The sequence below is a fragment of the Sphingobium fuliginis genome, from assembly GCF_004152845.1.
Taxonomy (GTDB): Bacteria; Pseudomonadota; Alphaproteobacteria; order Sphingomonadales; family Sphingomonadaceae; genus Sphingobium; species Sphingobium fuliginis.
In genome coordinates this window covers 301339-314632 of sequence record NZ_SEON01000003.1, presented here as the reverse complement: position 1 = coordinate 314632, position 13294 = coordinate 301339, and the positions used below count along the sequence as shown (strand labels likewise).

At 65.7% G+C, this 13294-nt stretch carries 8 protein-coding genes; all 8 read left to right on the top strand.

Annotated features, from left to right (window positions below; all coding sequences use genetic code 11):
* The first annotated feature begins 148 nt into the window (after window positions 1-148).
* From EWH10_RS10305 to pelF, 8 genes are read left to right on the top strand one after another with little or no spacing between them, the layout of a single operon-like run.
* Entirely contained in the window at window positions 149-4444 is a 4296-nt protein-coding gene (locus EWH10_RS10305) for a cadherin domain-containing protein (RefSeq protein WP_044662400.1), read from the top strand.
* Between the two features lie 16 nt (window positions 4445-4460).
* Entirely contained in the window at window positions 4461-5870 is a 1410-nt protein-coding gene (gene pelG, locus EWH10_RS10300; RefSeq protein WP_025550062.1) for an exopolysaccharide Pel transporter PelG, read from the top strand.
* A complete protein-coding gene (locus EWH10_RS10295) occupies window positions 5867-6730 on the top strand; it encodes a glycoside hydrolase family 191 protein (protein WP_170825558.1) in 864 nt (287 codons plus the stop codon). Before pelG ends, EWH10_RS10295 begins: the two co-directional genes overlap by 4 nt.
* Window positions 6727-8466, top strand: coding sequence for a tetratricopeptide repeat protein (locus tag EWH10_RS10290; protein ID WP_044662398.1), 1740 nt, complete (start codon window positions 6727-6729; stop codon window positions 8464-8466). Before EWH10_RS10295 ends, EWH10_RS10290 begins: the two co-directional genes overlap by 4 nt.
* Window positions 8463-9983, top strand: a complete 1521-nt coding sequence (locus EWH10_RS10285) for a hypothetical protein (protein WP_044662397.1) — start codon at window positions 8463-8465, stop codon at window positions 9981-9983. The genes EWH10_RS10290 and EWH10_RS10285 overlap by 4 nt, the downstream gene beginning before the upstream one ends.
* The gene (locus EWH10_RS10280; RefSeq protein ID WP_044662396.1) at window positions 9983-10930 is read left to right on the top strand and encodes a hypothetical protein; all 948 of its coding nucleotides are present in this window, start codon (window positions 9983-9985) and stop codon (window positions 10928-10930) included. The genes EWH10_RS10285 and EWH10_RS10280 overlap by 1 nt, the downstream gene beginning before the upstream one ends.
* A complete protein-coding gene (locus tag EWH10_RS10275; protein WP_044662395.1) occupies window positions 10927-11796 on the top strand; it encodes a hypothetical protein in 870 nt (289 codons plus the stop codon). Before EWH10_RS10280 ends, EWH10_RS10275 begins: the two co-directional genes overlap by 4 nt.
* Window positions 11793-13286, top strand: coding sequence for a GT4 family glycosyltransferase PelF (gene pelF, locus EWH10_RS10270; RefSeq protein WP_044662394.1), 1494 nt, complete (start codon window positions 11793-11795; stop codon window positions 13284-13286). The genes EWH10_RS10275 and pelF overlap by 4 nt, the downstream gene beginning before the upstream one ends.
* Window positions 13287-13294: the final 8 nt, after the last annotated feature.

Here is a 13294-nt window from a genome sequence, read left to right as displayed (position 1 = left end):
GCATCCTTTGTCTTCGGTGTCGGGCAAAAGCGTTGTGCTTCATGGCCCAATATGCAGGACGTGACTGGTTTTTACTTGGAAAAACCAAAAGATATTCGGTCGCAAACTTATGAAATGATTTCGGCATCCATAAGTTTGGGGGTTTGCCATGACCTATGGCCACAGCGTCACCATCGACGGCTCTCTGAATGACTGGCTCGCAACCGACCGGATCGACGACAACAGCGCCCCCGGCTATCAGGTTTATGCGACCCTGGACAATGACGCCTTCGTCTTCGCCCTGACGGCCCCGGTCGCCATAGGCGCGGACACCACCGTCTGGCTGAACACGGACGGCAGGACCGCCACGGGCTATCAGATTTTCGGCTTTGCCGGCGGCGCCGAATATAATGTGAACTTCGCGGCGGACGGCACGGTGAACCTCTACACCGGCGCAGCGGGGGAGACGCTGGTGCTGTCCGGGCTGCAGACGGCCTGGTCGGCTGACCGGACCACGGTCGAATTCCGCCTCCCCACTTCGGCGGTGGGCAATCCGGCGGCGATGTACACCTATTACGACATCAACAACCTGTCGAACAGCTTCATGCCGTCCAATTATCTGTCGGCGCCGTTCACGGTCTTCAACCAGACGATCGCAACCCAGGCGCCTGACATGCGGATCGGCATCGTCTTTTCCGAGACGACAGCCGACGCCTATTTCAGCCCCACAGCCTATTCGCAGCTTTTCATGTCGGTTCAGGCGCAGGCGATCCAGGCCGGCATCCCCTTCGACATATTGACGGAAGCGGACCTGACCGACCTTGCCAAGCTGTCCCATTACGATGCGCTGGTGTTCCCGTCCTTCCGCAACGTGCCCGTCGACAAGGTGGAGGCGATTTCCCACACGCTGGAAATGGCGAGCAAACAACTGGGCATCGGCCTGGTCACGGCGGGCGAGTTCATGACGAACCAGCCCCATGTGCAGGGCGGTACGATCGGCGGCGATCCGCTGCCCGGCGATCCCTATGCGCAGATGAAGCTGCTGTTCGACGCAACCCGCGTCACCGGGGGCACCGGCAATGTGGTGGTGAACGCGACCGACGCGACGGGCCTCGTCCTCGACCATTATGCCAATGGCCAGCAGGTGAACAGCTACACCGGCGTCGGCTGGAACGCCTTTACCAGCGTCAGCGGCACGGGCCACCAGATCGCGACCGAGACCATCGATGGCGGCTCCGTCTATTCGGCCGCGCTGGCGACGCAGACCGGGGCGGCGCGCAACATTCTGTTCTCCAGCGAAGGCATCATGGCCGACGCCAATATGCTGCAGCAGGCGATCTCCTATGCGGCGAACGGCACCGGCCTGTCGGTCGGCCTGCACCTGTCGCGAGATTCCGGCATCGTCGCGGCCCGCGTCGACATGGACCAGAGCCAGGAACTGGAAGACGTCAATCCCGCGGGCAGCACGCCCGGCATCTACGACAAGCTGTTGCCCATCCTGACGCAGTGGAAGGCGGATTATAATTTCGTCGGCAGCTTTTATCTGAACGTCGGCGACGGCACGAACGGCACCGGTACCGACTGGGCGGTGTCCCTGCCTTATTACAAGGCGCTGCTGGACCTTGGCAATGAGATCGGCACGCACAGCCTGACGCATCCGGAAAACACCAACCTGCTCAGCGCGCAGCAGATCCAGACCGAATTCCAGAACAGCATCACGATCCTCAACCAGCAGATCGGCGCCTATCTGAACCAGCCGTTCCAGATCACGGGCGCGGCCGTGCCGGGCGCGCCGGAACTGCTGCCGACCTCGCAGGAGATCATGAAATATGTGTCGGACTATTTGACCGGCGGCTATGCGGCGCAGGGGGCGGGCTATCCCAATGCCTTCGGCTATCTGACGCCGGACAATCAGAACCAGATCTATTTCGCGCCCAACACCTCCTTCGACTACACACTCATCGAATTTCAGAAGAAGACCGTGGCGGAGGCGACAGCCGCCTGGATCGGGGAGTTCGACAAGCTGGTCGCCAATGCGCAGACGCCGGTGATCGTCTGGCCCTGGCATGATTATGGCGCTGCGGATTTCCTGTCGGGCAGCCCGACGGTGGACAGTCCCTATGATATTTCGATGTTCACGAGCTGGTTGCAGCATGCGGTGGCGGCGAACATGGAGTTCGTCACCCTGGACGATCTGGCCGCGCGCATGACGGCGGTCAGGAATGCGACGATCACGACCACGGTGGCGGGCAACAGCATCACCGCCAGCGTCGGCGGCGCCAATGTCGGCAATCTGTCGCTGGACGTCGACCGCCAAGGCGCTCTGGTCATCCAGAATGTGGCCGGCTGGTACGCCTATGACAGCGACAGCGTCTTCCTTCCCCAGAGCGGCGGAACCTTCAGGATCAATCTGGGAGCAGCGGCGGACGATGTGACGCACATCACCGACCTGCCGATGCGGGCCGTGCTGCTGAGCGTCGCCGGCGACGGTCACAATCTTGCCTTTTCCGTTCAGGGGGAGGGGAAGGTCGTCATCGACATCGCCAATCCGGGCACGGACGGGATCGTCGTCACCGGAGCCTTGGGCTATAGCCGGGTCGGGGAGATCGTGACGGTCGATCTGGGCGGCTATGGCCTGCACAATGTCACGCTGGAATATAAGAATCCGCCGGTGATCGTCTCCGGTGGCGGCGGTCCGACAGCGGCGCTTTCCATGGCAGAGAACGGCACCGCGGTGACGACCGTTGTCGCGACCGACGCGGATGTCGGAACGGTGATCGGCTATTCCATCTCCGGCGGAGCGGACGCCGCGAAATTCAAGATCGACAGCGCGACGGGCGCCTTGGCTTTCCTCACCGCGCCGAATTTCGAGGCGGCTACCGACGCCGGGACGAACAATGTCTATGACGTCGTGGTGCGTGCGTCCGACGGCACGCTGTACGATGATCAGGCGATCGCAGTCACGATCACCAATGTGAACGAGGCGCCGGTCATAACCTCCAACGGCGGCGGCGCGTCCGCGGCTATTTCCGTCGCCGAAAACACAACCGCCGTGACCAGCGTGACCGCGACCGATCCCGATGCGGCTACGGTTCTCGCCTATTCTATCGTCGGCGGACCCGATCGCGCGCTTTTCTCTATCGATGCATCGACCGGCGCGCTCGCCTTCCTCAGCCCGCCCAATTACGACCTGCCCGGCGATGCGAACGCGAACAATGTCTATAGCCTGACGGTAAGGGTGTCCGACGGAGCGCTGTTCGACGATCAGGCCATCAACGTCACCGTCACCAATGCGAACGAGCATGCGCCGGTGATCACTTCCGGCGGCGGCGGCGATACGGCTGCCGTTTCCGTCTCCACCGGCACGCGGCCGGTGATGAAGGTGACGGCGGTCGATCCGGATGCCAACACGACGCTGGCCTATTCCATTGCGGGCGGCGTGGATGCGAGCAAATTCACGATCAACGCTTCGACAGGGCAGCTCAACTTCGTCAACACGCCCAATTATCTGCTGCCGACGGACACGGGCAAGGACAATGTCTATGACGTCATCGTCCGCGCGTCCGACGGAACATTCTATGACGACCAGGCCATCGCCGTCACCGTCACCATCCTCAACGCCGCGCCGATCATCATCTCGAATGGCGGGGGGGCTTCCGCAACCATCCGAATGGCCGAAAATGGTACGGCCGTGACGAAGGTCGTGGCGACGGACGTCAATCTGGGCCAGACAATCACCTATTCGCTGGGGTCAGCCGTTGATGGCGCGCTCTTTTCCATCGATCCTCAGACCGGCGTCCTGACCTTCAAGAGCGCTCCGGATTTCGAGGCGCCCGCAGATTCCAACCTGGACAATCGCTATCAGGTGCAGGTGCTGGCCACGGACAGCCTGGGCGCGCAGGATTTCCAGAACCTGACGGTCGTCGTCAACAATGTGTCCGGCCTGTCGCTGACGGCGGCAAGCGGTGGATCGACACTCATCGGTCAGGGAGAGGAAGACACGCTGAGGGGCGCCGGCGGCAACGACACGCTGATCGGCAATGGCGGGTCCGACACGCTGAACGGCGCGGGCGGCAACGACATCATCGATGGAGGGGCAGGCGCCGACCGCATCACAGGAGGGGCGGGCGCGGACATATTGACCGGCGGCGCCGATGCCGACCTGTTCATCTATAACGCCACAGGCAACAGCACGCCCGCGATCATGGACCGGATCATGGATTTCCAGCAGGGGATCGACCGGATCGACCTGTCCGCAATCGACGCCATGCCGGCGCTGTCGGGAAACCAGGCCTTCAGCTTCATCGGCAATGCGGCCTTTTCCGGGCCGGGCCAGCTTCATGTCTATTCCAACGGTACGGACAGCTTTGTCGAGGCGAATGTCGACAATAATCCGGCGACGGTGGATTTCGCGATCAGGCTGATCGGGGTGCACAACCTGACCGCGAGTGACTTCCTGCTTTAGCGACGGGGCCGGGGGAATGGCTGGCATCGGCTTCAGACTGGACCGGATAGCCCGGGAGGACGGCTTGGGCGGGATCGCCAATGCCGCCTTCCACGGGGCCGTGGTCAGTTCCGGCCCGTGGCTGATGACCGCGCTCGCGGTCTTCCTGCTACAGGGCTGGACGCGGTCCACCATGGTTGCGGCCGACCATGCGATCATCCAGACCAGCCTGGTCTATGCCTTCGGCGTTTCGACGGTGATCACCGCGCCATTGGCGATGATCGCGACCCGCATGGCGTCCGATCGCTTCTACCTGGGGGAACGCGACGCGATCCCCGCCATCCTGCTGGCGGCGCTGGTCTGGGCGACGCTGGCGTCGCTGATCGCGGGGGGCCTGCTGTTCGGCCTTGCCGGCGGGATGCGGCCGGACCTGTTCCTGCTGGCCACCGCGATCCTGACGCTGTTCTCGCAAATCTGGATCGCCAGTCCCTTCCTGCACGCGACATGGCGGCACCGGCCGATATTCCTGGCCTATCTTTGCGGGATCGCGATGGTGGCCCTGTGCCTGGCGCTGGTCCGGCCGACCGCGCCCGCCGCTGTTCTTGCGGCGATCGCGGCGGGTCTGATCGTGACGCTGGCGCTGCTGATCGCCGCGATCCGGGATGATTTTCCCAACAGTCCCGAATGGCGGCCGGGCTGGATCGGCAGGACGCCCGGCGTCCTGGCGCTGGGCGCGGCGGGGTTGACCAACGCGCTGGCGATCTGGATCGACAAATGGCTGCTCTGGTGGGCGCCGGGCAGCGTTCAGGCCGTTGGCGCCCTGCGGGTCAATCCGGTCAACGATCAGGCCAGCTTCCTCGGCCTGCTCACGATGATTCCCGGCCTGACGCTGATCCTCGTCACGACGGAGACGCGGTTCGACCGGGCCTTTGCGGCGCTGATGAGCCATTGCATGGGCACGGCCAACCGGCGCCGGATCGAAAAGGCGCGGCAGAAGGTCGGCATGACGATCCGGCTGGACTTGCGCCTGCTGATGGTCGAGCAGGCGATCCTGGCCGGCTTCTGCTGGGTTCTCGCGCCGGAGATCATCCGCCTGCTCGACATGAACGCGCGCGGCATATTCGGCTTTCGGCTGACGGCGGTGGGCGTCGTCTTCCACCTCGTCGCGATCCAGATGAGCATCATCCTGTCCTATTATGACCTTGCCGGCCGGATTGTGGCGGTCTGGGGCAGCTTCCTGCTGGCGAGCGCGGCGGGCACGCTGCTGTTTCGCGACAGCGGCTTCGCGGGCTTCGGCTTCGGCTATCTGGCGGGCGCGGTGACGGCAGCCTCGCTCGCCGTCGCGCTGGTGGCGGAGGCGACGGGCAAGCTCACCTATCTGCTCTTCGTCGGCAATAATCCGGCGGTGGCGGGCAATAGCGGCCTGTGGGCGAGGTTCTGGCCATGAGCGTTCTTCCCTTCCGCCGCCGCGATCTGCTGGCGCTGTCCCTCATGGTGTTCGGCCTTTCGGCCCGCGCCCTGCCCGAAATCGGCGGGGCCAACGCCTGGGGGGTGGATTATGGCGAAGCGACCGATCCCGCCATCGCCCGCCGCTTCGGCCTTCTGGTGCTGGAACCCGACTTCGCCCGCCCGCTTGCCCCGCTGCGTGGCCCCGGCAGCCGCCTGCTGGGCTATATCAGCCTGGGGGAGGTCCATGACGGTCGTCCCTTCGCCGCAGAACTGGAAAAGGCGGGCGCGCTGCGGCAGGCCAATCCGAACTGGCCGCAGGCGCGGCTTGTCGACCTGCGCGATCCGGCCTGGACCGCCCTTGTGGTCGATCGCCTGATCCCCGCCATATTGCGCAAGGGCTATGACGGCATCTTCATGGACACGCTCGACAATGCGGAGGCATTGGAGCGGCAGGATGCCGACCGCAACAAGGGCATGGTGGCCGGCGCCGCGCGGCTGGTGCAGGCCATTCGCACGCGCTTTCCGGACATGGCGATCATGATAAACCGGGGCTATGCCCTGCTGCCGCAGGTCGCGGGTCAGATCGACCTCGTGCTGGCGGAAGCCATGGCTTCGCGCTGGAACTTCGCGGAGGGGCGCTATGAGATGACCTCCGCCGACGACTGGCAATGGCAGGCGGACCATCTTTTCGCGGCCCGGCGGATCAATCCCCGTCTGGGGCTTGCCACGCTCGACTATTGGGACCCGCGCGACAAGGCCACCATCGCCAGCCTCTATGCGCGGGAGCGCGCCGCCGGATTCCAGCCCTATGTGTCCACCCTGGCTCTCGACCGGCTCATACCGGAGCCCCTGTCATGAAGATCGAAGCGCTGCGCCACCCGAACATGGCGGTCATCGGACCGATCGCGGGGGGTGGGTTGCTGCTCGCCGCTGCGGTGCTGTTGATGCCCAGCCACTGGCAGATTGCCGATGCGATCCGGCGAGCGACATTCGCGCCGCCGCCGGTCGCCATCCCCTTGCCTCCACCCGATGCGGCCATGCTGATGCAGCGCTTCGCGCAAGGGAAAAGGCTTTCTCCTCCGGACCTTCAACGGTTGTTGAACGCTTCCGTGACGACGGCCGACGCTAAGGTTCTGGGGCAGCTTGCGGATGCGCTGGCGGGGAAGGGCGCGCCGGTTCCGAGCGCAAGGCTGACCTATGACATCATGGCGGGCGGCCGTCCGGAGGTCGCGCTTGCCTTTCTGGAGGGCCGTCCGGATCACGCCGCCCCCGCCCATTGGCGCCTCCGCCTCGACCTGCGTCGCAAGGCCGGCGACGCGCAGGGTGCCGCCGACATGGTTCGGGCGGCGGCCATGAATCCCGGAACGGCTCCGGCCAAGGATCTGGTCGAGGCCAGCTATGCGCTCGGCCAGCCCGATCTGCTGATCCTGGCCGCGGAGCATGGCGCCATAGCGCCGCTCGACCCGGCACAGTCGCTCGATCTGGCGTCCTGGGCGAGTGGGGCGGGGCGCTATGACCTCATTGCTCGGATCGACCGGTCCGGGACGCCGGGCTGGCGCGACCGGAACCCCTGGCTTGCCATGACGCTGGCGCAGCGGTCCGGCGACATCCGTTCGGCGCTTCGCTATGCCGCCATGCTGCCGACGGGGCGCGATGCTGTGCGGGAAAGCATCATCATGGGGTCCGGAAACAGGGATGCAATACGGCAATGGCTGCTGGGTCGGGCGGCCGAGACAGGCGCCGACCGCCCCGCCATCGCGCAACGCCTGCTGGAAAGGGGTTTCCGGTCGGACGCTATCGCGCTGCTTCGGCAGCAATCGACGGTTAAAAGCGATGACCCGTCCGACGCGCGCATGCTGTACCTCATGGGGCCGCGCCCTGTCGCGCAGGACCTTGCCTGGTTGAAGGCGCGGGCATTGGCCGATCCGAAATGGGCGCAGGCCTATGTCGAGCGGGCAAGGCCTGCGGACGCGCTGGCGTTTCTGGAAGCGACTGACGCCGCCGACAGCAGCGACATGCTGGTCCAGCGCATCGCACTGGCCAATGCGGCGCGCGACAGGGCGGCGGCGGCGCGGGCGCTCGACCGGCTGCTGGACGGCCGCACCCTTTCCGCCCTGCAGTTGAAGGCGGCAGCCGGCGCGCAGGTTCCGCCCGATAGAGCGGCCTATTATGATCTGGCGCTTGCGAACGCCCGCGTCGCCAATAGCGCCGCCGAGCCGTCGGATCACCTTCGCCTTGCCTGGGACGGCTGGAACAGGGGGGATGCGCGGGCTACCGCCGACCAGTTGAATTTCTATCTTCGCGAACGTCCCGACGACCGGGCAGCGCTGAGCCTGATGGCCGATGCGCAGAAGAAGCTGAAGGGCGAAGCCGGGGCCCGTCCCTGGATCGAAAGATCGCTGGCGCTCACCTCGCCGCTTTCGGTGGAGCGGGCGGAACTGCTGACCCGGCTGGGCCGGATGTCGGAGGCGACGGCCATGGTCGAGGCACTGCGCCGGGCCACTCCGGCAGACCGCAAGCTCGACATCATGCTGGCCCGCTTGCTTATCGCCTCGGGTGATCCGGGACGTGCGCGCAAGGTGTTGCGGCCATGACGCCACTGGCCGCCGCCTTGCTGCTGATGGGGCCGCCGCCGCTCATGGTCGCGGCATTGCCGCCCGACACGGATGTGACGGCATCGGAAGTCAGGACGGTGGACCTGCAATGGAGCGGGGACGTGCATCTCGAACTGGAAGACAGCGGCTATGAGCTGGTCGTCCGGTTCGACCGGCCGATTGCCGATGCCGTCCTCAAGGACTTTGCCGCCGCCGCCGGGGCGGACCTGGCGGATTTGCGCTGGAATGACGAGAGTCTGGTTCTGCGCGCCGCCGAGGGGCGGAAGCTGGAGGCGGTGGCGGACAAGCATGGGCTGCACGTCCGTTTCCTGCCCGATGGAGAGCCGGCGCCTGCCCCCCCCATCGCAGGCGAACCGCAAACGTCGGATCTGGGCGTCGAACTCGCCATCGCCCGGGCGCAAGCCGATGCCGCCGCCGGCTATCCCGATCTGGCGCGGCGGCGGCTTGCTCCGCTGGCGGCGGCATATCCCGGCGACAAGCGAATCCAGCGCCTGCTGGGCGACATGGAGGTTGCGGAGGGCGCGCTGGCCCTTGGCGCGGCCCGTTATCGCAATCTCGCCGCGGACGATCCCTTTGCCCGGCAGACATTGGCCGAATCGGGCGGCAATGTCGCCGGGGCCGTGACGGCGCGCGGCGGCAAGGTCTTCTGGCAGGCGGAGGCGGGCCTCAATGCGCTGGTGCCGTTCAACAACCGCCTCTCGCTCGGCGCTGGCGTCCGCTGGTTCCGCTCCGAAGCGGACACCGTCCATGGCGCCAACGGCATTCTTGCCAACCGCACGTCCCGCTCCGCCATCGGGGACCTGTTCGCGACCGTCGATCTCGGCGCGGTTTCCCGCATCGAGTTTCAGGGCAGTGCCCAGTTGGACCAAAAGGTGGCGGGCGCCGGCCTTCGGCTGTTCGCCGGTCCTCCCGAAAAGCAGGGAAGGCTGGTCCTCGCCTACCGCCTGCCGGATCTCGCCACGCCTGAGCAATCGACCTTCGGCGGTCATATCAGCCGCGCGGGGATCGGGGGGACGATCCGCCTGACGCCGGAACTGGCGGTGCAGGCGGATGGCGGCTGGAATGGCTATGGATTGACCGGCACCGGTGTTCGGACGCGCAGCATCACCGTGGCGGGCGGCCTCGATTATCTGCTCCGCCGCGGATCGCCATCGCTGGCGGTCAGCTACCGGCTGGATGCGGAATATGTCGGCCGCAGGGCGCTGCGGCCCAATGGCCTTGCCTATATCCCTCTCAGCGACCGGGAAAATCACAGCTTCCAACTGCTGTCCGGCATGTCCTGGACAGGTTGGCAGCTCAGCGGCGCGGCAGGCTGGACCTTCGACCGCAAGGGCAAGACCGACGGCCCCACCGCGAACGTCAGCGCGACCGGGCGGCTGAGCGAGGGCTGGCGCCTTCAGGCGAGCGGCGGGATCAGTTCGATCAGCCGGCCGGGCATTTCGGGACGCCAACTCTATCTGCGCGTGGCGCTCACTCGCTTTCTTGGGAGGCATTGATGCTGAAGAAGCGGCCCATCCTGCTGCAATGCGCGGAAATGCTGATCCTGTTCGCTACGCTGATGGCGATCGACCAGGGATTGATGAGCGGCAATGCCTTTTGCGACATCAACCCCAATCCCTATTGGCTGCCGGTGCTGGTCATGGCGACGACCTATGGCACCGGATCGGGGCTGGCCGCCGCCGCAATCGCCTCCGCCATCTGGTTCCGCTGGTCGAACCCATGGTCGGGCGCGACGGATCATATCGAACAGCAGCTGCGCCTCTCCATCCAGCCCATGCTGTGGATGGTGACGGCCCTGGTGACGGGCGAGGTGACCGCCAGCCGCAGGAACCGCATTGCCGATCAGGAACGGCAGCATCAGGCGATGGATCGCAACTGGAAGAAGCTGGCGGAAATCATCGCCCGTCTCACCGACACCAACCGCAAGCTGCAGGTCCGGATCGCCACCGGGCAGCGCACGATCGTACAGGCCATGGCTGCCGGCCTCGACCTTTCCAAACCCGATCCGGAAAGCCAGGCCGACGCGGTCGCCCGCCTGATCGCGCTCGCCGCGCAGACGGAGGATTTCACCTTCTACGATGTGCGCGGCGCCCAGGTGACGGCGCGCTTCGGCGGCAAGACGGCCCAGGGGCAGGCCCCGGACCTTTCGCGCTCGCCGATGGCGCAGGCGATGCTGGCGACGCCCAGGCCGTTGCGGGCCGATCGTGCCGCCGACCGGCCGCTGCTGTCGGAATGGGGTCTTCTGGCCGTGCCGGTCGCGGGGGCGGAGGAAGGATTGGCGGCCATCATTCTCGTCCACAGCGCCGCCGGGATCAGGATCACGGAGGCCTATGTGGCGCAACTGCTACAGGTTGCGGACCTGCTCGGCAAATGCCCGGCGCTGTTCGGCCGCGAACAGGCCTTTGCGCCGAAATGGCTGGTCCCGGAAGGAAAAGTGGCTTGATCGCCCTGCTCATCCTGTTTTCGGCTGCCGATCTGTTCCTGCTGTTCACCGGTTTGGCGGTGGGAGAGGGGAGCATCCTCTGGTTCGCGCCCATCCATCTGGCGCTCTCCTGCGCCGCGCTGCTGGTCATGATGAAAGGGCTGGATGGGCTGGGCGTGCGCCAGCGTTTCGCCCTGCCGATCGGTGCCGCCATTGGGCCTGCCGGGATGCTGGTCTGCCTGATTCTGGCGCCGCTGGTCCGGCCGTCGAGGCGGAAAAGGCAGATCGCCTATCGGGACGTCCGAACGGGCAAGCGGCGGGACGTCAACGACCTGTCGCCGGTAGAGCGGCTTGGCCGGATACTCGACGATCGTGTGCGTTATCCCGAAAGCGACGAGATCGGTTCACTGGCCACCATGCTCCGCTACGGAAATCTGCAGGCCCGCTACCGGGCCCTGGAAACCGCCGTGATCTCTTTCGAGCCGCGATTGTCCCCCCTCATCGTCATGGCCCTGTCGGACGAGGACCAGACCATCCGGGCGCTCGCCGCCGCTGCGGCCGCGCAGGTCAGCTATAATCTGGCGCAGCAACGCAGCGAATTGCAGGCGAGGATCGCCCCCGCCCAGCATCTGGACGATCGCTATGCCCTTGCCATGCTGCTGGCCGATCATGGCTGCTTCAACCAGTTGCTGCCGCAGGGGCAGAGGCTTCGGCTCTGTCAGGACGCGAACAGGAAGCTGGATGAGATTGCCGGCTTGCTGAAGAGCGGTGACATAAGGCGCCGGTCATTGCAGGCGGCGCGCGCCCGGATAAGGCGCGCGCTGGAACGGCATCCGGCAGGCAAGGCCCGGCCCACGCGCAGGGGGGACGTGGAGCCGGCGTCATGATGTCCGACGGGCAGGACAGCGACATATGCCTGATCGTCGAAGGCGCTTATCCGTTTGTGGTCGGGGGCGTTTCCAGCTGGTTGCAGGACCTGATCCTCAGCATGCCCGACCTGCGATTTTCGCTCGTCGCCATCAAGGCGGGCAATGGCGCGCAGCCCTGGCGCATGGCGCCGCCGCCCAATGTCGTGGAGGTGGTGGAAATCCCGCTGCTGATCGAACCCTGCCTGCCGCGCCGCTATCCGGCGTCGCAGATGAAGCGGATCGGCCGCCTGCTGCTCGCCTTCCTGTCGACGGGCGGCAGGGATGAACTGATCCGTCTGCGGCAGGCGCTGGAAGGATTGAAGCCGTGCCCCGGCGCAGGCGATCTCCTCTCCAATCCGGAGATATTCGACCTCTTCACCCATTATTACGACACGGCTTTCCGCTCGGCCTCCTTCCATCATTTCTTCTGGGCGATGCGGGTGCTGCTGGGCGGGCTGCTCAAGATGCTGCTCGCGCCCTTGCCGAAAGCGCGTGTCTATCACACCATATCCACCGGCTTTGCGGGCCTGCTGGCTGCACGGGCCGCTTATGAGACCGGCCATCCCGCCTTCATCACCGAACATGGAATCTACATGCTGGAACGGCAGATAGAGATCATGATGGCCGACTGGATCGGGGACCAGATCGAAACCGGGCTGACGCTCGACCGGGAAGGGCATGATCTGCGCGACCTGTGGCTGGCGGTCTTCCAGACCTATACCCGCGCCTGCTACGACGCCTGCGACCCGATCATCGCGCTGTACGGGGCCAACAACCAGACGCAGCGCCGCCTGGGCGCCCGGCAGGAACGGCTGCGCGTCATTCCCAACGGCATCGATGCGGAGCGCTTCGCGTCGATGGAGCGCGCCTGCGATCCCGCCCGGCCGCTGGTGACGCTGATCGGCCGGGTGGTGCCGATCAAGGACGTCAAGACCTTCATCAGGGCGGCGGCGCTGGTCCTGACGGACATGCCCGAAGTCCGCTTCGCCATATTGGGGCCGCTCGATGAGGATGCGGACTATGCCGCGGATTGCGAGGCGCTGGTCGCTGAACTGGGCATCGGCAATGCGGTGCAATTTGCCGGGCGGGTCAATGTCGCGGAATGGCTGCCCCGGATCGACCTGATCGTCCTCACCAGCCTGTCGGAAGCCCAGCCGCTCGTCATATTGGAAGGGGGCGCGTGCGGGGTGCCGGTGGTCGCGCCAGATGTCGGCAGTTGCCGGGAAATGATCGAGGGGCGGGCGCCTGGGATCGACCGGCCGGGCGGCATCGTCACCGAACTGGTCAACCCGGAGGGCACGGCGGCGGCGATCCTGCACCTGCTGCGCTCGCCTTCCTTGCGCCGGGCGATGGGCGAAGCGCTGTGCGAGCGTGTCGTGCGGGATTATGACCGCAGCGCCATCATCGCGGAATATCGGCACATCTACGAGGCGCTGGGCGCGCGGGTCCGCTTTTCCGAACTGCAATGACCGTCTGG

Coding starts and splice junctions, on each gene's coding strand:
- EWH10_RS10290 (WP_044662398.1), top strand. CDS start 6,727: ATGAAGATCGAAGCGCTGCGCCACCCGAACATGGCGGTCATCGGACCG.
- pelF (WP_044662394.1), top strand. CDS start 11,793: ATGATGTCCGACGGGCAGGACAGCGACATATGCCTGATCGTCGAAGGC.
- EWH10_RS10305 (WP_044662400.1), top strand. CDS start 149: ATGACCTATGGCCACAGCGTCACCATCGACGGCTCTCTGAATGACTGG.
- EWH10_RS10280 (WP_044662396.1), top strand. CDS start 9,983: ATGCTGAAGAAGCGGCCCATCCTGCTGCAATGCGCGGAAATGCTGATC.
- pelG (WP_025550062.1), top strand. CDS start 4,461: ATGGCTGGCATCGGCTTCAGACTGGACCGGATAGCCCGGGAGGACGGC.
- EWH10_RS10295 (WP_170825558.1), top strand. CDS start 5,867: ATGAGCGTTCTTCCCTTCCGCCGCCGCGATCTGCTGGCGCTGTCCCTC.
- EWH10_RS10285 (WP_044662397.1), top strand. CDS start 8,463: ATGACGCCACTGGCCGCCGCCTTGCTGCTGATGGGGCCGCCGCCGCTC.